The following is a 20,152-nucleotide window of genomic DNA, read 5'->3' as shown; positions in this document are numbered from 1 at the left end:
CCTCTGACAACTCTCCACAAACCCCTGTCACTTACGCAAGGCTGAGCGGTCATCCGGCACCGAATTCCGGACCCTTCCTTTCACAAGCAGGGATGCTGATGACCCCCCAATCCCAGAGCCCCCTTTCCGGGCGCTCCGTACCAGGTCACAGACGCGCGGCCCGCATCGCGGCCGCCGCATCGATCGTGGCCGCACTGGTAGCAGCAGGCGCCGTACCCGCATTCTCGGCCGCGCCCGCCGACGACCCGGGCACCTCTGCCGGCGTCAAGGCGGCCTCGTCCGACAAGCTCGGCTCGGCCGACGAGGAACTCCTCGCCCAGGCCGAGGCCAAGGGTGAGAAGAGCGTGACCGTCATGGTCGCCACCGCCCCCGGCGCGACCGAGCAGGTCGTCGGCCAGCTCGACGCCGTCGAGGGTGCCGTGGTCGGCAAGACGTACGACCAGCTCGGCTATGTGCGGGCCACGCTCCCCACCGGCAAGGCGGAGGCCGCGCTCAAGGCGGCCGCCAAGCTCTCCAGCGTCCACGGCATCGACCTCAAGCACGAGGTCAAGCTGGACGACCCGACCCCGGCAGCCGACTCCGTCAAGACCGCGGGCACCGCGGCCGCTCAGACGACGCAGTACCCGGCGCCCGGCAAGGCCACCCCGGCGAAGAACCCGTACAACCCGTCCTTCGAGACCGGCGCTGTCGACTTCGTCAAGGAGCACCCCAAGGCCGACGGCCGCGGTGTGACCATCGGCATCCTCGACTCCGGCGTCGACCTCGGCCACCCGGCGCTGCAGAAGACCACCACCGGCGAGCGCAAGATCGTCGACTGGGTCACGGCGACCGACCCGGTGGCGGACGGCGACGCCACCTGGCGCCGGATGTCGCTCGATGTCAGCGGCCCGACGTTCACGGTCAACGGCCGGACGTACTCCGCCCCGGCGGGCGCGTACAAGTTCAACCTCTTCGCCGAGGCCGCCACCAAGGGCGGCGACATGGCCGGTGACCTCAACCGGGACGGCGACACCACCGACGTCTGGGGCGTGCTGTACGACGCGGGCACCCGCACCGCCCGGGTCGACCTCGACAACGACGGCAACTTCGCCAACGACACCGTGATGAAGCCGTACAAGAACGGCTTCCAGGTCGGCTACTTCGGCACCGACAACCCGGCCACCGAGGTCGTCGAGCGCATTCCGTTCGTCATCGAGGTCCGCAAGGACGTCGTCTACAACGCCGCGGGCGCCAAGGCCGACTACGTCAACATCGGCGTCATCGAGTCCGAGCACGGCACGCACGTCGCCGGCATCACCGCCGCCAACAGCCTCTTCGGCGGCAGGATGAACGGCGCGGCGCCCGGCGCCAAGCTGGTCTCCTCGCGCGCCTGCACCTGGAGCGGCGGCTGCACCAACATCGCGCTCACCGAGGGCATGGCCGACCTGGTCATCAACCGCGGCGTGGACATCATCAACATGTCCATCGGCGGTCTGCCCGCGCTGAACGACGGCAACAACGCCCGCGCCGAGCTCTACACCCGCCTCATCGACACCTACGGCGTCCAGCTGGTCATCTCGGCCGGCAACGAGGGTCCGGGCACCAACACCATCGGCGACCCGGGACTCGCCGACAAGGTCATCTCCGTCGGCGCCGCCATCTCCAAGGAGACCTGGGCAGCCAACTACGGCTCCGCGGTGACGAAGAAGTACGCCATGCTGCCCTTCTCCTCGCGCGGCCCGCGCGAGGACGGCGGCTTCGCGCCGATCATCACCGCGCCCGGTGCCTCCATCAACACCACCCAGACCTGGCTGCCCGGCAGCCCGGTCAAGGAGGCGGGCTACGCGCTCCCGGCCGGCTACTCCATGCTGCAGGGCACCTCGATGTCCTCGCCGCAGGCCGCCGGCGCGAGCGCGCTGCTGCTCTCGGCCGCCAAGCAGCGTCACATCGAGCTGACCCCGGCGAAGCTGCGCACGGCGCTGACCAGCACCGCGCACCGCATCCCCGGAGTGCAGGCGCACGAGCAGGGCTCCGGCCTGATCAACATCGTGGACGCCTGGGACGCCATCGAGGACGGTGCCACCGCCCACGACTACAGCGTCAAGGCCCCGGTCGACACCGCGATCGACTTCGCGCTGAAGACCCCCGGCTTCGGCACCGGCCTCTACGACCGCGAGGGCGGTCTGAAGGCCGGGCAGAAGAAGTCCTACGACGTCGTCATCACGCGGACGACGGGCCCGGACCGCCCCGTGCGGCACCAGCTGGACTGGAAGTACAACGACGGCACCTTCGACCTGCCCGGCAGCGGCGCGGTCACGCTGCCGCTGAACACCCCGGTCACCGTCAAGGTCGAGGCCAGGCCCCGGACGGCCGGCGTGCACAGCGCGATCCTGGAGGCGGACGACCCGCGCACCGAGGGCGTGGACAAGCAGATCATGGCGACCGTGGTCGTCTCCAAGGAGCTCGCGAAGCCTGCGTACACCTTCTCGGCATCCGGCTCGGTGCAGCGCAACAGCCACAAGTCGTACTTCATCACGGTGCCCGAGGGCGCGAAGAACCTCGAGGTCGCCCTCGGCGGTCTGGCCGCCAACAGCCAGACCCGGTTCATCGGCATCCACCCGTACGGCGTGGGTGTCGAGGACAGCTCGACGATCTTCTGCTATCCGAACTACAACAATCCGGCGAACACCTGCCGTCCCGACTTGCGCTCGTACGCCGAGCCGACGCCGGGCGTCTGGGAGATCGAGGTCGAGTCGCGGCGTACGTCTCCGCTGCTCGACAACCCGTACAAGCTGGACGTCAGCCTGCTGGGCGCGTCCTTCGACCCGGCCGTCAAGACGCTCCCCGAGGCGAAGGTCGGCACGCCGGCCGCCGTCGAGTGGAAGGTCACCAACGGCTTCGCCGCGATCGACGGCAAGCTCGCGGGCGGTTCGCTGGGCTCGGCGAAGGTCGCCCGCCCGTCCATCAAGAACGGTGAGTCGCAGGAGTCGACGGTCACCATCGGTGAGGGCGTCGAGCGTCTCGACGTCGCCATCGGCGGGGTCTCCGACACCGGCGCCGACCTGGACCTCACGGTCCTGCTGAACGGTGTGCAGGTCGGCCAGTCGGCGGACGGCGACTCGGAGGAGGCGGTGAGCCTGCTCAAGCCGGCCGCCGGCACCTACACCATCGTCGTCGACGGTTACGCCGTCCCGGCCGGGACCACCGAGTACAACTACCGCGATGTGTACTTCGCGGCTTCCCTCGGCTCGGTCAAGGTCGACTCGACGAAGCCGGTCAAGCTTGCCAACGGAGCGTCGGCGCAGGTCGGCGCCGAGGTTCTGGTGGGTGGCGCGGCTCCCGAGGGACGTCAGTTCTTCGGCGAGGTGCAGCTGCTGAACGGCCGCGGCACCGTCGCGGGCGCGGGCAGCGTCGTGATCGAGAAGGTCACTCCGTAACGCAGTCAGTGATCGGGGGCGGGTGTCCATAGCGGACGCCCGCCCCTTTTCCTATGCCGGTTTTCACATGCCGGACAATGGATTGGACAAGCAGACCCGGGTCATACGCATGATGGGCAGGCTGCCCGCGTCACACGCACAGATGGACGCACAGACAGAAGGAGTCACCGTGAGGGTCGGAATCGTCGGAGCCACCGGTCAGGTCGGCGGAGTCATGCGCAAGATCCTCGCCGAGCGGAAGTTCCCGGTCGACGAGCTCCGCCTCTTCGCCTCCGCGCGGTCCGCGGGCACCACCCTCACCTGGCAGGACCAGGAGATCACCATCGAGGACGCGTCCACCGCCGACTACTCCGGCCTGGACATCGTGCTCTTCTCGGCCGGTGGCGCGACCTCCAGGGCGCTCGCCGAGAAGGTCGCCGCACAGGGCGCCGTCGTGATCGACAACTCCTCGGCCTGGCGCCGCGACCCGGAGGTTCCGCTGGTCGTCTCCGAGGTCAACCCGCACGCGATCAAGGACCGGCCCAAGGGCATCATCGCCAACCCGAACTGCACGACGATGGCCGCGATGCCGGTACTGCGCCCGCTGCACGCGGAGGCCGGCCTCACCGCGATGGTCGCCACTACCTACCAGGCGGTGTCCGGCTCCGGTCTGGCCGGTGTCGCCGAGCTGCGCACCCAGGCCTGCGCGGTGTCCGAGGCCGCCGACCAGCTCACGTTCGACGGCGAGGCCGTCGAGTTCCCCGAGCCCGGCGTCTACAAGCGCCCCATCGCCTTCAACGTCCTGCCGCTGGCCGGCAGCATCGTCGACGACGGCTCCTTCGAGACGGACGAGGAGCAGAAGCTCCGCAACGAGTCCCGAAAGATCCTGGAGATCCCGGAGCTCAAGGTCTCCGGCACATGTGTCCGGGTGCCGGTGTTCTCGGGTCACTCGCTGCAGGTCAACGCGCGCTTCGAGCGTCCGGTCTCGGTGGAGCGCGCGTACGAGCTGCTGAAGGATGCGCCCGGGGTCGAGCTCTCGGAGATCCCGACGCCGCTGCAGGCGGCGGGACGGGACGCGTCGTACGTGGGCCGCATCCGGGTGGACGAGACGGTCGAGAACGGTCTTGCGCTGTTCCTGTCGAACGACAACCTGCGCAAGGGGGCGGCGCTGAACGCGGTCCAGATCGCGGAACTGGTCGCGGACGAGCTCCGCGGGTAGCGGGTCCCGGCCCCTCGTACGCGGTTCGCGCGTGTTCTCAAACGCCGGACGGCTGAACATTCAGCCCCTCCGGCGTTTGAGGAGCGGGGTCCGGGGCGGAGCCCCGGTTACGGGAAAGGGCGGGGTGGGGGAAAGCCCCGCCGCAGGCGCTACCGCCGCCGCACCTCGAACTGGAAGCAGCCGTACTCCACCGCCCTGACGTGGACCAGCACCACCCCCGGCTCCGCGAACGCCTCCCGCAGCGCCTCGTCGAACGCCTCCGTCGCCGCCTCCGGGATCTCCAGCAGGCGGCCTCCCGCTATGTGCCCCTCCGCGTCATAGCGCCGCAGCGCCCGCAGTGCCCCCGGCCGGGCGAAGGGGTAGCCGCCCCCCTCACCCGGGCCCTCGCATTCCTCGGCGTGGATGAAGACGGGGCCCTGTTCGTCGTACGCGCCGGGCTTCGCCCACGTCTCCGCGGCCCAGCGGCGCAGCGGTGCGTAGGAGACGAGGGCGATGCGTTCGCCGACCGCGCTGGGGCGCAGACAGCAGCGCAGCATCTCGCCTCCCTCGGTGTCCGAGTACGGGGCGCACGCACGCCCCGCGTCGTCGGTGTCGCGAAGCTGCTTGAGCGCGGCGGCCTCGATGGGCCGCGCGGTGAAGAGTGTGTTGGTCATGGATTCAGCGTGGCGCTTCCGGGCTCCTCGTTCCGGCGGGAAACGGACATGGAATTAACGACGGGCAGCCCCACCACAGCCCGTGGAAAGATGGCCGCAAACGTAACGAAACCGAGGAGATGACAGCGTGCCTGGCACGAATCTGACCCGCGAAGAGGCGCAGCAGCGGGCGAGCCTGCTGACCGTCGACTCGTACGAGATCGATCTCGATCTGAGCGGCGCGCAGGAGGGCGGGACCTACCGGTCCGTGACCACGGTGCGCTTCGACTCCGCCGAGGAGGGCGCGGAGACCTTCATCGATCTGGTGGCTCCCGCCGTGCACGAGGTGGTGCTCAACGGCGAGGCGCTGGACGTCGCCGCCGTCTTCCAGGACTCCCGGATCGCGCTGGCGCGGCTGCACGCGGGCCCGAACGAGCTGAAGGTCGTCGCGGACTGCGCGTACACCAACACCGGTGAGGGTCTGCACCGCTTTGTCGACCAGGTGGACCAGCAGGCCTACCTCTACACGCAGTTCGAGGTGCCGGACGCCCGCCGTGTCTTCGCCTCCTTCGAGCAGCCGGACCTGAAGGCGACGTTCCAGTTCACCGTGAAGGCCCCCGAGGGCTGGACGGTCGTCTCGAACTCGGCACTGCAACATTCAGAGGGGCCGGAGCCCAAGGACAATGTCTGGCACTTCGAGCCGACGCCGCGTATCTCCAGCTACATCACGGCGCTGATCGTCGGCCCGTACCACTCGGTGCACAGCAGCTACGAGAAGGACGGCCAGTCCGTCCCGCTCGGTGTCTACTGCCGCCCCTCGCTCGCCGAGTTCCTGGACTCCGACGCGATCTTCGAGGTCACCCGTCAGGGCTTCGAGTGGTTCCAGGAGAAGTTCGACTACGACTATCCCTTCGCGAAGTACGACCAGCTCTTCGTGCCGGAGTTCAACGCGGGCGCGATGGAGAACGCGGGCGCGGTGACCATCCGCGACCAGTACGTCTTCCGTTCGAAGGTGACGGACGCGGCGTACGAGGTGCGCGCGGAGACGATCCTGCACGAGCTGGCGCACATGTGGTTCGGCGACCTGGTCACCATGGAGTGGTGGAACGACCTGTGGCTGAACGAGTCGTTCGCCACCTACACCTCGATCGCCTGCCAGGCCGCCCACCCGGAGTCGAGGTGGCCGCAGTCCTGGACCACCTTCGCGAACTCCATGAAGACCTGGGCGTACCGGCAGGACCAGCTGCCGTCCACCCACCCGATCATGGCCGAAATCCGCGACCTCGACGACGTGCTCGTCAACTTCGACGGCATCACGTACGCCAAGGGTGCCTCGGTGCTCAAGCAGCTCGTCGCGTACGTCGGCCAGGACGAGTTCTTCCGCGGTGTGCAGGCCTATTTCAAGGCGCATGCCTTCGGCAACACCCGGCTGAGCGATCTGCTGGGCGCACTGGAGGAGACCTCCGGCCGTGATCTGAAGACCTGGTCGCAGAAGTGGCTGGAAACCGCGGGCATCAACATCCTGCGCCCGGAACTCGAGGTCTCCGCGGAGGGGTACGTCACCTCCTTCTCGGTACGCCAGGAGGCCCCGGCGCTGCCCGCCGGTGCCAAGGGCGAGCCGACGCTCCGCCCGCACCGGATCGCGGTCGGCTGCTACGACCTCGACGAGAGCGGCAAGCTGGTCCGTACGAGCCGCATCGAGCTGGACGTGGACGGCGAGCTCACGGATGTTCCGTTCCCGCAGAACACCCGCCGTCCCGCGGTGATCCTGCTCAACGACGACGATCTGTCGTACGCGAAGGTCCGCCTCGACGAGGAGTCGCTGCGAGTCGTCACCGAACACCTCGGCGACTTCACCGAGTCGCTGCCGCGCGCCCTGTGCTGGGCATCCGCCTGGGACATGACCCGCGACGGCGAGCTGGCCACCCGTGACTATCTGTCCCTGGTCCTGTCCGGCATCGGCAAGGAGTCGGACATCGGCGTCGTGCAGTCGCTGCACCGCCAGGTGAAGCTGGCGATCGACCTGTACGCGGCGCCCGAGTGGCGCGAGGCGGGGCTCACGCAGTGGACGGACGCGACGCTGGCGCATCTGCGTGCGGCTCAGCCGGGCAGCGACCACCAGCTGGCGTGGGCGCGCGCCTTCGCCGCGACCGCGCGTACGCCGCAGCAACTGGACCTGCTGCAGGCGCTGTTGGACGGCACCGAGTCCATCGAGGGCCTGGCGGTGGACACCGAGCTGCGGTGGGCCTTCGTGGAGCGTCTCGCGGCGGTCGGGCAGCTGGACGAGGACGAGATCGCGGCGGAGTACGAGCGGGACAAGACCGCGGCGGGCGAGCGCCATGCGATGACGGCGCGCGCGGCCCGGCCGACCGCCGAGGCGAAGGCCGAGGCCTGGACATCGGTCGTGGAGTCCGACAAGCTGCCGAACGCCCAGCAGGAGGCGGTCATTTCGGGCTTCGTCCAGACCGATCAGCGTGAGCTGCTCGCTCCGTACACCGGGAAGTACTTCGCGGCGGTCAACGACGTGTGGGACTCGCGCAGCCATGAGATCGCGCAGCAGATCGCGGTCGGTCTCTACCCCGCGCTCCAGGTCTCGCAGGCCACGCTGGACGCGACGGACGCATGGCTGGAATCGACCGAGCCGAACGCGGCGCTGCGGCGGCTGATCTCCGAATCGCGCGCGGGAATCGAGCGTGCGCTGGCGGCGCAGGCGGCCGACGCGGCCGCCGCGTAACCGTGTAAACGCGCATCCGCGCAGGCGGGTGCCCCGGGCCGTTCGGCCCGGGGCGCATTCCGTTTCAGGGGGCACATGAAGATCCCGTCAAATGGATGACCCGGCGTCATCTCCCGTAACTGGAACGAGATATGCTCCCGCCCGTCGTCATATGATCTTTCCGGTTCGATGGTTTGAGGATGCTGATGGTTCGACAGGAAACGTCGACCGGAAGTCCGCGGAACGCGGCCGCTTTCGGGTGGCTCCTGCTCGTCGTCGTGACCGCCGTGGCCTCCGCGGTGGCCGCTGCCCTGGTCTCCGCCCCGGCGCGTACCGCCGTGGTCTGGATCGGTGTCGCGGCAGTCGTGCTGGTCGCCGTCGCCTGCGCGGAAGTGGCGCGGCGCGGCCGGCGGATCGAGGAACTGAGCGCCCGGCTCGCCGAGCGGGAGGCGGTGCTGTCACGACAGCAGGCCGAGACCGCACGGCTGGCCGGTGAGCTGCTGCCGCAGGTCGTGGAGCGGCTGCGCACGGGCGAGTTCCCCGAGGACGTGCTCGACTCGCTCGACGCCCCGGCCGAGCACCAGGCGGTGCTGAGCTCGGTGCTCGACGCGGTCGTCGCCGAGGAGGACCTGCGCGAGTCCGCGCAGCGCGCGTTCGTGAACATCGCCCGTCGCGTTCAGGCCATCGTCCACCAACAGGCCCAGGAACTGCGGGAGATGGAGGACCGGCACGGCAAGTCGCCCGAGGTCTTCGGCGATCTGCTGCGGATCGACCACGGCACCGCGCTGATCGGCCGGCTCGCCGACTCCATCGCCGTGCTCGGCGGTGCGCGGCCCGGCCGCCAGTGGGGCAAGGCCGTACCGCTCTACAGCGTGATGCGCGGCGCCATGTCGCGGATCATCGACTACCAGCGCGTCGAGCTCCACTCCGTCTCCGAGGTCGCGGTCGTCGGTACCGCCGTCGAGCCGCTGATCCATGCGCTCGCCGAGCTCCTCGACAACGCGACCCGCTACTCGCCGCCGCAGGCCAAGGTCCATCTGACCGCCGTCGACGTTCAGTCGGGCATCGCCATCGAGATCGAGGACGGCGGTGTGAGCATGAGCGAGGAGGCCCGCAAGCGGGCCGAGCGCATGCTCCGCCAGGCCCAGCAGGGCATCGACGTCAACGACCTGGGCGAGACGCCCCGCCTCGGCCTCGCCGTGGTCGGCCGGCTGTCGCAGGTGTACGGCTTCCAGGTCTCGCTGCGCTCGTCGGCGTACGGCGGTGTACGCGCCGTACTCGTCGTCCCGCAGGCACTGATCACCACCGCGTCGTCGGCGACCGGTCTCGCGCACGGCATCGGGGCGTCCTCCGGCCCCCGCGCCACCGGCACGACCACCGAACAGCGGCCGTCCAGGCAGGTGACCGGCCCGATGACCGCGGACGAAGAGGTCCCGATCGTGACCGAACGGACCCCGACCGGTCTGCCGCAGCGGCGTCGCAAGGCCCCTGTCACCGAACCGGCCGCATACGCCGCATCTGCCGCGACCGCCGCGCCCGAGCCGGAGGCCGCCCCCGAGGTGCAGCCCGGCATGTGGCTGAGCGCCTTCCAGAACGGCCTCGCCGGTGAGACCACCCAGACGAGCAAGGGAAACACGCAGCCATGATTCAGCAGCATTCCACCCGGACGAACATGGACTGGATGCTCAAGGACCTGGCAGAGGGCGTCCCCCAGACCCGAAACGTGGTCGTTCTCTCCGCCGACGGGCTGCGCATGGCCCAGTACGGCGCGGACACCGACACCGCGGACCGGCTGGCCGCCGCCTGCGCCGGGCTGCAGAGCCTCGCGGGCGCCGTCGCCTCCGAACTGCCGCACAGCGACGGGCGGATGCACCTCGTCGTCATCGAGATGAGCGGCGGCTTCTTCTATCTGATGGCGGCGGGCTCGGGGGCGTTTCTCGCCGTGCTGGCCAACGAAGGGGTCGACGCCGGGCTGATGGGACAGCGGATGCGGGACCTCGTGCTGCGGATCGGAGAGCACATGAGCACGCCGCCGCGGCACGAGGGGCACACCGCGTGAGCAACCCGGGCGGGGACTGGGAGGAGAGCAGTCCCGAGCGGCTCTACGTCATCACGGGCGGCCGCAGCGGCTCCTCCGCACCCACCGCACTCGACCTGGTCACGCTGATCGTGGCCAAGTCGGGTTCCCGCCCCGGTATGCAGCCCGAGCAGGCCGCGATCATCCGGCTCTGCCACGCCCCGCTCTCGGTGGCCGAGATCTCCGCCTATCTGAGGCTTCCGGTGAGCGTGGTGACCGTGCTGCTCAGCGATCTGCTGGCCGAGGACCGGGTACTGGCCCGCGCACCCGTCAAACCCGCCCAACTCCCCGACCGCGCTTTGATTGAGGCAGTGATCGATGGACTTCAGAAGCTCTGAGCAGGCCGTCGGGCCGCGCAGCGAGGACGTGCTGCCGGAGACGGCCACCGCCGCCGTCAAGGTGGTCATCGTGGGCGGCTTCGGAGTCGGCAAGACGACCCTGGTCGGCTCGGTGAGCGAGATCCGGCCGCTGACCACCGAGGAGACGATGACCCAGGCCGGGGTCGGCGTCGACGACACGGCCGGCGTGGAACGCAAGACCTCGACGACGGTCGCCATGGACTTCGGCCGCATCAGCATCAACGAGGAGCTGGTGCTGTACCTCTTCGGCACGCCCGGCCAGGAACGCTTCTGGTTCCTGTGGCGCGGCCTGTTCGAGGGGGCCCTGGGCGCGGTGGTACTGGTCGACACCCGCCGTCTGGAGGTCAGCTTCGACGTCATCGGCCGCCTGGAGGAGCGCGGGGTGCCGTTCGTGGTGGCCGTCAACTCCTTCCCGGACGCGCCGGGTTACCCGCTCGACGAGGTGCGCGGCGCGCTCGATCTGCCGGATACGGTGCCGATCGTCGCGTGCGACGCGCGCACGCGTGCGTCGAGCCGTGACGTACTGATGACGCTGATGCGGTATCTGCAGTCCCTCGCCGTCGCCAAGGAACCCTCGTGACCTCGTGATCGGGCGGGCCGCACATTTCAGTCCGTCCGGCGTTTGAGGACATGCGGCCGAAGGTCGCATACGAGTCCAGGGGCGGAGCCCACCACGCGGCGGAGCCGCAGAATGTCACAGCGGGATGGGGCGGGCAGGGAAAGCACGCCCTAGCTAGGGCCTGTCGTTTGGATCTTGCCGGGCTCGCGTGCCCTGGCACGCACTCCCCCGTAGCCCTTCGGGCACGGGAGGTGCCCCCATGCTGCGTTGCGTCAGTCGCCGACGCTCCGCGTCGGCTCTCCCCCTGCCTTCGGCGGGGGGACCTCCATCCTCCGGCCTGCGATCGCACGCACCGCAGTGACATCAGCCGCTGCGCGGCGGGCCGCTCACTGATCCGGCCTGATCCAAACGACAGGCCCTAGCCCCGCCTCGCCGCAACCCCCCTCAGCGCCCCCACCACCCGCCCCACCCCCCGCCCTTCCTCCGCCCCCCTCCGCACCGCCGCCACCACATGCCGCCGCGGCTGGTCCGCGCTCAGGACGCGCATCACGACGCCCGCACGATCGCCCCGTTCCGCCGCCATGCGGGGAATCAGCGCGACGCCCATCCCCGCTTCCACCATCGCCAGGATCGCCGTCCAGCCAGCCGCCGAGTGCGCCTGTTCCGGCACGAAGCCCGCCGCCTCGCAGGCCGCGAGTGTGATCTCCGACCACGGTCCGCTGCCTCCGAAGATCCACGGTTCGCCGGACAGGTCCGCGAGCCGCAGTCCGGCGGCGGACGCCAGCGGGTGCCCGGCCGGAAGGGCCACGTCCAGTGGGTCCGCCAGCAGCGGGAAACGGCTGAACTTCGGGTCACGGGCCGTCGGCGCGTGCGCGGCCAGGGACAGCGCGACGTCCACGTCCCCGGACAGCAGCAGTTCGTACGCCTCCGCCGCCTCCGCCTCGCGCACCCGTACCTCCAGCGAGGGATGCGCCTGCCTCAGCTCCCGCACAGCGGGCACGACCAGCGCGGGCACAGCCGTCGAGAAGGCCCCCACCCGCACCTCCCCCGCCTCGCCCCGCAGGTAGTCGGTCAACTCCGCGTCCGCCCGCTCCAGTTGGGCGAAGACGGCCTCCGCGTGCCGCAGCACCAGATGCGCCGCGTCGGTGAGCCGCACCCGCCGCCCCTGCGCCTCAAGGAGCGGTACGCCGAGTTGCTTTGCGAGATTCGAGAGCTGCTGCGACACGGCCGAGGGGGTCATCATCAGCGCCTCCGCCGTGGCCGTCACGGTCCCCCGTTCGCTCAGCGTGCGCAGGATCTGGAGCTTCTTGATGTCCCACTCGGTCATGGCCGCACGCTATCGGCCGCGCCCGCGCCCGGCGGCTACCGCTTCCGCGCGTACGTCGCGAAGATCAGCCCGTTGTCGAAGACCCGGCTGCTCATCAGCTCGAGGTTCATCGCGCCGTACTTCTCCGAGAACATGGGGACCCCCGCGCCCAGCACCACGGGGTAGGTCTTCACATGCAGCTCGTCGATCTCGTCGCGCAACTGCCCGGCGAGATCGGCCCCGCCACAGAGGTAGATCCCGAGATCGCCGTCCTCCGCCTTGAGCTCGCGGATCTTGGCGACCACGTCGCCGGACACGATCTCCACCGCCGGGTCGGGTGATTCCTTGAGGCTGCGGGAGGCGACGTACTGGCGCATGTGCGCGAACGGACTGGTGACATCGATCCGGAGCGCGGGCTCATAGGTGTTGCGCCCCATGACGATGGTGTCGAAGTGCACATTCGCCGCGTTCTCGATGCCGAGCATCGGACGGACGTGAGTGGGAAGCGTCTCGGGGTACTCCGCCGAGGCGTACGCCGTGAACTCCTCGCTGATGGGGTAGACGTCGCCGTCCCCGTCGGGCGCGGCGATGAAGCCGTCGATGGACACGGCCATGTAGTACACGAGCTTTCGCAAGCTGGTCCTCATTCACTGGTTCTGGCGGCCGGTGCTCCGACCACGACGCTCATAGTGCTCCACCTGTAGTGGTTACGCAAGGCCCTTTCCTGGAGCCTCACTTGACCCGGACCCCCGACCCCAGCATCACCCCGCCGAGGATCATCACCATGCACAGGATCTGCATCGACCCGGTCGACTCGCCCAGCAGGGCGAAGGAGAGCACCGCGACGCACACCGGCTGCAGGTAGTAGACGACCCCGGCCCGCGCCGCGCCGATCACCGCGATCGCCTTGTTCCAGGCGAAGAAGGCGATCGCGGAGGAGAAGACGCCGACGTACACCAGCGGCCCGACCGTCCCGGCCTTCGGCGCGAAGCCGCCCTGGACGGCCAGACTGACGCCGAACACCGGTGTCAGCATCAGCGCGCCGAGCACGAACGTCATGAAGAGGAAGGCGAGTCCGCCGATCTCGGCGGGCCGTCGCCGCAGCAGTGCGCTGTACGAGGCGAAACTGAGCGCGGCGGCGAACATCCACAGATCACCGGCGGTGAAGTCCATCGCGAGGGACCCCTTGCCGACAAGCAGCAGAACTCCCGTGCAGGCGATGGCCATTCCCACCAGGCGTCGTGCTCCGAGCCGCTGTCCGCCGATGCGTTCGTAGACGGCCATCAGGACGGGCGACGCAGCCATGATCATGCCCATGTTGCCGGCCGGGGTGGTCAGACCGGCCTGGTTGACGAGGGTGTTGTACACGGTGACGCCGAGCAGCGAGGCGAGCGTGATGTAGCCCAAGTGGCGCTGGATCAGCGCTCGCTGACGCCAGGCATCCCGTAGCGCGAAGGGCGCGACGGCGATGATCGCGATGATCCAGCGCCAGAACGCGGCCTGCACGGGCGGGACGGAATCGTGGAGGGCACGAGAGGCGACGAAGCTCCCCGACCAGACGACCGTCGCGACGGCGGCGAGCAGCGGTCCGGGGCCGGAGCCGTGGCCGGGGCTGCCCCCTGAACCCCGCCGCACCCGCCTCGCCGTGGTCGCCTCACTGCTGCGGACGCGGTCCAGGACTGCCATCGGTACCCCTTGCCCCTCTCCCCCCATCCCCGGGGCTCTCTCGCTTGTGCGATCTACCGTCGCAGCGAGGGAACGCTTAGGTCCATCGAATCTTTTCGACGATTACCTGAAGGAGAACTGAAAGATCGGCGGGGCTGCCGGACCTGCGACGCACTCGGCGTCGGGGCATGACAAGGGCGCCCCGGGGGTGCGTTCACACCCCGGAGCGCCCGGGAAAACCACAGGAAGCCGAGAGGCCGGTCAGACCTGCTTCTTGGACTTGTCGAGCACCATCACCAGGCCCGTGATCAGCACAAAGAGCCCCAGCGGCGCGGCCACGAAAAGGCCCAGCGTCTCGGCCACACTCAGGCCCTGGCCCGGGTCGTCGCCGTCGTCGGGGGTCAGGGCGAGCGCGGGCGACGTCAGGAGCAGCATCATCAGCGTCGTACCGGCCGCGACGGCGCCGGCGCGCAAAGCGTTCTTCTTGTCCACGGTGCCAACGTAGCGAACGGCTGTCACGACCGCGCGTCCGGGGGTGCCGTACGAGGTTCGGGGGCGGGTTCGGGCCGGGGTTCGGGGCGAGCTCCGGAATCCGGGCCGAAGATCTCCATCAGCGCGTGCAGCCGGGGCGAGGCCGCCAGCTCCTCCAGGGTGACGGGGCGCCCGTCGGCGTCCGCGACCGGCAGCCGCCAGTTCGGGTACTGGTCCCAGGTGCCCGGGAGGTTCTGTGGGCGGCGGTCGCCCACCGCGTCGGGCATCCAGACGCCGACCATGCGGGCGGGCGTACACAGCAGAAAGCGGTACGCCGCGCGGATCTGCCCCTCCTCGTCGCCCCTGCCCTCGGGCAGCAGGCCGAGACCGCCGAGCAGGTCCAGCCATTCGGCGACGTCCGCCGCGTCGTCCGTGCGCTCCTGGTCCAGGGGGCGGGTGAGCAGGCCGAGGCGGTGGCGCAGCGCCACATGCCCGCCGGTCAGCCGGGCGGCCGTGGACGGCAGATCGTGGGTGGTCGCCGTGGCCACGCAGTCCTCGCGCCAGCGCTCGGGCGGCAGCGGTCGGCCCGTGCCCGCCCAGTCGCGCTCGAACCAGAGCACCGAGGTGCCCAGCACCCCACGGCGGGTGAGGGCCTCGCGCACGCCGGGCTCTACCGTGCCGAGGTCCTCCCCGATGACGGCTGCGCCCGCGCGATGGGCCTCCAGGACGAGAAGCGCGAGCATCGCCTCGGCGTCGTAGCGGACATACGTGCCGTCGGTGGGCGGGCTGCCCTCCGGGACCCACCAGAGGCGGAACAGGCCCATGACATGGTCGATGCGCAGTGCGCCCGCGTTGCGGAGCAGGCCGCGCAGCAGTCCGCGGTACGGGGCGTAACCGGACCCGGCCAGAACATCGGGCCGCCACGGGGGCAGACCCCAGTCCTGGCCGCGGGCGTTGAAGGCGTCCGGGGGCGCGCCGACCGACATGCCCGCCGCGAAGGCGTCCTGCTGCGCCCAGGCGTCCGCGCCGCCGGGATGCACGCCGACAGCCAGGTCATGGACGATGCCGACGCCCATGCCCGCCTCGCGCGCGGCCCGCCCTGCGGCGGCCAGCTGCCGGTCGGTCAGCCAGGCGAGCCTGCTGTGGAAGTCGACCCGGTCCATCAGTTCGTACCGCGCCCGGACCGTCTCCGGCGAGTGCGGGTCCCGCAGGGCGGCGGGCCAGCCGTGCCACTCGGGGCCGTGCACCTCGGCGAGGGCGCACCAGGTGGCGTGGTCCTCCAGGGCCCGGCCCTGCCCGGCCAGGAAGTCGCAGTAGTCGGCGCGGCGGCCGGGCCCGAGCGGGACGCGGTGCACGATCTCCAGGGCCTCGCGTTTGAGCGCCCAGACGGCGTCGCGGTCGATCAACGCGCCCTTCTGCAGCACAGATTCGCGCAGCCCGGCCCCTTTCTCGCACAGCTCGTCCAGCCGCTGCCGGTCCCGGGCGCCGACGTACGCGTACTCGGGGATGTCCTCGATCCGCAGATGGACGGGGTCGGGGAAGCGCCGCGAGGAGGGCCGGTAGGGAGAGGGGTCGGTGGGTGCGCCGGGGACGGCCGCGTGCAGCGGATTGACCTGGACGAAACCGGCTCCGAGCGACCGTCCGGACCAGGTCGCGAGCTCGGCCAGGTCCCCGAGGTCGCCCATGCCCCAGGAGCGGGCGGAGAGCAGGGAGTAGAGCTGTACGAGAAAGCCGTACGAGCGGCCTTCTGGCTGCGGTGCCCGGCCCGGCGCGACGACCAGGGTGGAGCGGGCACTGCGCCCGTCGGGGGCCCGGGCGTACAACTGGTGGACGCCGTAGGGGAGTTCCCTCCAGGTCTGCCCGGGCTCCGCCACCGGCTGTGGGGCGAGCTCGGCACCCTCCTCCGTCTCGACCCGCAGGGCCGTGCCCGCGGGGAGCCCGGTCAGGGGAGCCGGGACATCGCCCTCGGGCCACAGCACCAGCGTCGGCGGCAGCAGCCGCTCCGCGGCGGCGGATTCGGCGTGGGCCAGGGCGTCCCGTACCGCCGAGGGGGTCGAGGCGTCGACGCCGAGGGCGGCGAGGACCGCGACGACCGTGGTGTCGGGGACGGGGACGCATCGGCCCTCGGAGGGCGCGTAGGCGGTGGCGACTCCGTGCAGCGCGGCGAGCCGGGCAAGGCCCATTCAGACTCCTGGGGACTCCGTGCCGCCGGCCGTGCCAGGGGCTGTCGGCTCGCTGGTGAGGGGGGCGGCCTCGGCGAGCGGCGGCTCACTGGTCAGCGGTGCGGCGTCGGCGAGCGGGGGTTCGCTGGTCAGCGGGCCGGGGCCCGGGACCTGTTTGGACAGGGCAGAGAGCAGAAGGTGTGCGGATGCGGCCATGAGGGTCACTCCAGACGGACGGTAGCGGGACACAGCAGCCCTACCCAGTGGGCGCGACGGCAGACGTACACGATCAGTCAACGTGTTCCGCGTCACATTCCGTTCCCGGCGCGGCAGTTGGATCAAAACGCCCATCGCCTCAGGCAAAAGGTGCACAACGGCCACCTGCATTGACACCCTCAGTGTGGGGGTGGTGGGCTCGAAACCAACCGGAACGTAACCGGAACAGCAAGCGGAGCGACAACGGGAACGACGGCCGGAACGACAGGGGACACGAGGGGAGACGGGCGTGCGGCTCGCGCGCAGGAGGCGCACCGCGACAGCCGTCGCGGTCGCTGTCATCGGCAGCCTGCTCGGCGGCGCGCACAGCGCGGTCGCGGCCCCCGACAACCCCGGCTCCCCCGTCGGCACCGCCACGGACCCCGAGGGCGAGGCGGCGCTGCCCGCGGTCTGGCCCCGTCCGCAGACGATGCGCGCGGCGGGCCCGTCCATACCGCTCGGCAGCGAGGCGACCGTCCTCGCGGACCGTGCCGCCGATCCGTACGCCGTTCAGCGGCTCAAGGAGCTGCTGCACGAGTCCGGCGTCAGGACCGTGCACAGCGAACTGCCCGGCCGCGGACCCGTCGTGCGCGTCGGCGGGAGCGGCGCGCAGGACGCGCTGCGCGCCCTGCGGGCACGCGAACGCGCCGATCTCCCCTCCGGCGGCTACCGGATCGCCGTCGGCCGGATACAGGGCCGCGACACGATCGCGCTCGACGGCGTCGGCGACGACGGTCTCTTCCACGGCGTGCAGACGCTGCGCCAGCTGATCGTGCGGAAGGCCGGCGCGGGCGGGGCGGGCGCCGGCGGTGCGAGCGTCGCCGGAGTGCTCGTACGCGACTGGCCGGGCACGGCCGTACGCGGCATGACGGAGGGTTTCTACGGTCAGCCGTGGAGCCATCAACAGCGGCTGGCACAGCTGGACTTCATGGGGCGCACCAAGCAGAACCGCTATCTGTACGCGCCCGGCGACGATCCCTTCAGACAGGCTCGCTGGCGCGATCCGTATCCCGCAGCCCAGCGCGCGCAGTTCCGTGAACTGGCCGAGCGTGCCCGGCAGAACCACGTCACGCTCGCCTGGGCCGTCGCGCCCGCGCAGGAGATGTGTCTGGCCGACGACCGCGACGTCAAGGCACTGACCCGCAAGATCGACGCGATGTGGGCGCTGGGTGTGCGCGCCTTCCAGCTGCAGTTCCAGGACGTCAGCTACAGCGAGTGGCACTGCGGCAGGGACGCGGACACCTTCGGCTCGGGACCGGAGGCGGCGGCGAGGGCCCATGCGCGGGTCGCGGGCGCGGTCGCGGCTCATCTCGCGGACCGGTATCCGGGCGCGCAGCCACTGTCCCTGATGCCGACGGAGTTCTACCAGGACGGAGCCACCGACTACCGGCGGGCCCTCGCCGGCGAGCTGGACGGCCGGGTCCAGGTGGCGTGGACGGGCGTCGGCGTCGTGCCGCGCAATATCACCGGAAGTGAACTGGCCGGTGCCCGCGACGTGTTCAGGCACCCGCTCGTCACCATGGACAACTACCCGGTCAACGACTACGCGCAGGACCGGATATTCCTCGGCCCCTACACGGGCCGCGAGCCCGCCGTCGCGACCGGCTCCGCCGCGCTGCTCGCGAACGCGATGGAGCAGGCGTCCGCCTCCCGCATCCCGCTCTTCACCGCCGCCGACTACGCCTGGAACCCGAAGGGCTACCGCCCCCAGGAATCCTGGAAGGCCGCCATCAACGATCTCGCGGGCGGCGACACCAGGACCCGCGAGGCGCTGGCCGCGCTCGCCGGCAACCACTCCTCCTCGATCCTCAGCCCCGCCGAGTCCGGCTATCTGCAACCGCTGCTGAAGGAGTTCTGGCGCTCCCGCACGACGACGGACGCGGCAGCCCGGGACCGGGCGGCGGCCGCGCTGCGCGCCGCGTTCACCGTGATGCGCGAGGCCCCGCAGCGGCTGAAGCAGCCGGCCGACGGGCGACTCGACGACGAAGTACGGCCGTGGCTCGATCAGCTGGCGCGCTACGGCCGCGCGGGCGAAATCTCCGTCGACATGCTCCAGGCGCAGGCACGCGGCGACGGCGCGGCGGCCTGGCGGGCCTCGCTGGACCTTGAGCCGCTGCGTACGCCACTGAGGGCGAGCCGGGCGACGGTCGGCAAGGGTGTCCTGGGCCCCTTCCTGGACCGGGCCGCGAAGGAGTCGGCGGCCTGGACGGGCGCGGACCGTTTCAAGGAGACGGCCGGCGAGGACACGGTGTGGCTGGACCGGCCCAGGTCCGTCGCGGCCGTGACCGCGATGACCGAGCCTTCCGCGGGCGCGGGCTCCGGCAGGCCGGGCGCCGGCGCGGGGTCCGGCAGCCTGGAAGCGCACGTTCCGGGCGAGGGCTGGCACCCGCTCGGCCCGCTCTCGGCGAGCGGCTGGACCCAGGCGGACGCCAAGGGCCTGCGGGTGGACGGGGTGCGGATCACGTCGGCCGGTGAGCAGCCTGTCGCCGTACGGTCCGTGGTGCCCTGGTTCGCGGACGAGCCCCTCGCGGGACTCGATCTCGTACGCGGCGAGGCGGACGCCGAGATCGGCGGCGGCCCGCAGCAGGCCGGGGTCCGGCTGACCGTGCGCCGCCCGGCCGAGGTGCGCGGCGCGCTCACCGCGAAGGCCCCGGCGGGCATCAAGGTGACGGTTCCGAAGGAGACGACGGTGCCCCGCGGGCCGGGGACGACCGTGCCGGTCGAGGTCACCGTCCCGGCGGGCACACCGGCCGGGGACTACCAGGTGCCGCTGTCCTTCGGGGGCGAGGAACGCACCCTGACGGTGCGCGCCTACCCGCGCACCGCGGGCCCCGACCTCGCGCGCGCCGCGGGCTCCGTCGCCTCCTCGTCCGGCGACGAGACGGCCGACTTCCCGGCGGCCTCGGCGATCGACGGCGACCCGAAGACCCGCTGGTCCTCACCCCCCGAGGACGGCGCCTGGTGGCAGCTGGAACTGGCCCGCCCGGCGCGGCTCGGCCAGGTCGTCCTGCACTGGCAGGACGCGTACGCGAAGAGGTACCGCATCCAGGTCTCGGCGGACGGCCGCACCTGGCGCACGGCTTCGACGGTGGGCGAAGGCAGGGGCGGGCGCGAGATGGTCCGTATGGACAGCCGCGACACCCGCTTCGTCCGGGTCCAGGGCGATGCGCGGGCCACGCAGTACGGCTACTCACTGTGGTCGGTGGAGGCGTACGCAGTAGCGGAGTGAGGCCGACGGGGCTCGACGCCGTGGGCTCTGGGCGAGCGCGGGCTCTGGGCGCGGGCTCTGGGCGCGGGACCCGAAGGTCCAGCGCCCGTGCGCCAACAAAAAGGACCCGC

The 20,152-nt window shown here is 70.9% G+C and carries 15 protein-coding genes; 8 read left to right on the top strand and 7 right to left on the bottom strand.

Annotated elements, in window-relative coordinates:
- The first annotated feature begins 92 nt into the window (after nucleotides 1–92).
- A complete protein-coding gene (locus OG905_RS26490; protein ID WP_328677814.1) occupies nucleotides 93–3,416 on the top strand; it encodes a S8 family serine peptidase in 3,324 nt (1,107 codons plus the stop codon).
- Between the two features lie 169 nt (nucleotides 3,417–3,585).
- The gene (locus tag OG905_RS26485) at nucleotides 3,586–4,614 is read left to right on the top strand and encodes an aspartate-semialdehyde dehydrogenase (RefSeq protein ID WP_328677813.1); all 1,029 of its coding nucleotides are present in this window, start codon (nucleotides 3,586–3,588) and stop codon (nucleotides 4,612–4,614) included.
- A gap of 149 nt (nucleotides 4,615–4,763) precedes the next feature.
- Here the strand turns inward: OG905_RS26485 and OG905_RS26480 are convergent, their stop codons facing one another.
- Nucleotides 4,764–5,267 (bottom strand): DUF1203 domain-containing protein, encoded by a 504-nt coding sequence (locus OG905_RS26480; protein WP_328677812.1) that lies wholly within the window; start codon nucleotides 5,265–5,267, stop codon nucleotides 4,764–4,766.
- A 127-nt stretch (nucleotides 5,268–5,394) separates the two neighbouring features.
- Here OG905_RS26480 and pepN point away from each other — a divergent pair, with 127 nt between their 5' ends.
- The 5 genes from pepN to OG905_RS26455 all read left to right on the top strand — a co-directional run bounded on the left by pepN (nucleotide 5,395) and on the right by OG905_RS26455 (nucleotide 10,975).
- Complete coding sequence (gene pepN / locus OG905_RS26475; RefSeq protein ID WP_328677811.1) at nucleotides 5,395–7,980, top strand: aminopeptidase N; 2,586 nt, start codon at nucleotides 5,395–5,397, stop codon at nucleotides 7,978–7,980.
- Between the two features lie 185 nt (nucleotides 7,981–8,165).
- A complete protein-coding gene (locus tag OG905_RS26470) occupies nucleotides 8,166–9,605 on the top strand; it encodes a sensor histidine kinase (RefSeq protein WP_328677810.1) in 1,440 nt (479 codons plus the stop codon).
- Nucleotides 9,602–10,018 (top strand): roadblock/LC7 domain-containing protein, encoded by a 417-nt coding sequence (locus tag OG905_RS26465; protein ID WP_328677809.1) that lies wholly within the window; start codon nucleotides 9,602–9,604, stop codon nucleotides 10,016–10,018. The genes OG905_RS26470 and OG905_RS26465 overlap by 4 nt, the downstream gene beginning before the upstream one ends.
- Entirely contained in the window at nucleotides 10,015–10,374 is a 360-nt protein-coding gene (locus OG905_RS26460) for a DUF742 domain-containing protein (protein ID WP_266476322.1), read from the top strand. Before OG905_RS26465 ends, OG905_RS26460 begins: the two co-directional genes overlap by 4 nt.
- Nucleotides 10,355–10,975, top strand: a complete 621-nt coding sequence (locus OG905_RS26455; protein ID WP_328677808.1) for a GTP-binding protein — start codon at nucleotides 10,355–10,357, stop codon at nucleotides 10,973–10,975. The genes OG905_RS26460 and OG905_RS26455 overlap by 20 nt, the downstream gene beginning before the upstream one ends.
- A 397-nt stretch (nucleotides 10,976–11,372) precedes the next feature.
- Here the strand turns inward: OG905_RS26455 and OG905_RS26450 are convergent, their stop codons facing one another.
- The 6 genes from OG905_RS26450 to OG905_RS26425 all read right to left on the bottom strand — a co-directional run bounded on the left by OG905_RS26450 (nucleotide 11,373) and on the right by OG905_RS26425 (nucleotide 16,774).
- On the bottom strand, nucleotides 11,373–12,281 hold the full coding sequence (locus OG905_RS26450) for a LysR family transcriptional regulator (protein ID WP_328677807.1): 909 nt from the start codon (nucleotides 12,279–12,281) through the stop codon (nucleotides 11,373–11,375).
- A 35-nt stretch (nucleotides 12,282–12,316) separates the two neighbouring features.
- Nucleotides 12,317–12,895, bottom strand: coding sequence for a dihydrofolate reductase family protein (locus OG905_RS26445; protein ID WP_328677806.1), 579 nt, complete (start codon nucleotides 12,893–12,895; stop codon nucleotides 12,317–12,319).
- Between the two features lie 97 nt (nucleotides 12,896–12,992).
- Complete coding sequence (locus OG905_RS26440; protein ID WP_328677805.1) at nucleotides 12,993–13,946, bottom strand: DMT family transporter; 954 nt, start codon at nucleotides 13,944–13,946, stop codon at nucleotides 12,993–12,995.
- A gap of 240 nt (nucleotides 13,947–14,186) precedes the next feature.
- On the bottom strand, nucleotides 14,187–14,417 hold the full coding sequence (locus OG905_RS26435; protein WP_328677804.1) for a hypothetical protein: 231 nt from the start codon (nucleotides 14,415–14,417) through the stop codon (nucleotides 14,187–14,189).
- A gap of 23 nt (nucleotides 14,418–14,440) precedes the next feature.
- Nucleotides 14,441–16,579, bottom strand: a complete 2,139-nt coding sequence (malQ, locus tag OG905_RS26430; protein WP_443043997.1) for a 4-alpha-glucanotransferase — start codon at nucleotides 16,577–16,579, stop codon at nucleotides 14,441–14,443.
- On the bottom strand, nucleotides 16,580–16,774 hold the full coding sequence (locus OG905_RS26425) for a hypothetical protein (RefSeq protein WP_266476309.1): 195 nt from the start codon (nucleotides 16,772–16,774) through the stop codon (nucleotides 16,580–16,582). It abuts the gene before it with no gap.
- A gap of 289 nt (nucleotides 16,775–17,063) precedes the next feature.
- Between OG905_RS26425 and OG905_RS26420 the strand changes: the two genes are divergently transcribed.
- Nucleotides 17,064–20,042 (top strand): beta-N-acetylglucosaminidase domain-containing protein, encoded by a 2,979-nt coding sequence (locus tag OG905_RS26420; protein ID WP_328677803.1) that lies wholly within the window; start codon nucleotides 17,064–17,066, stop codon nucleotides 20,040–20,042.
- The last annotated feature ends 110 nt before the right edge of the window (nucleotides 20,043–20,152 follow it).

It is taken from the genome of Streptomyces sp. NBC_00322 (genome assembly GCF_036147535.1).
In the GTDB taxonomy this organism is placed as follows: domain Bacteria; phylum Actinomycetota; class Actinomycetes; order Streptomycetales; family Streptomycetaceae; genus Streptomyces.
Note: the sequence above shows the minus strand (reverse complement) of the source record. Positions and strands in the feature narration are given on the sequence as shown.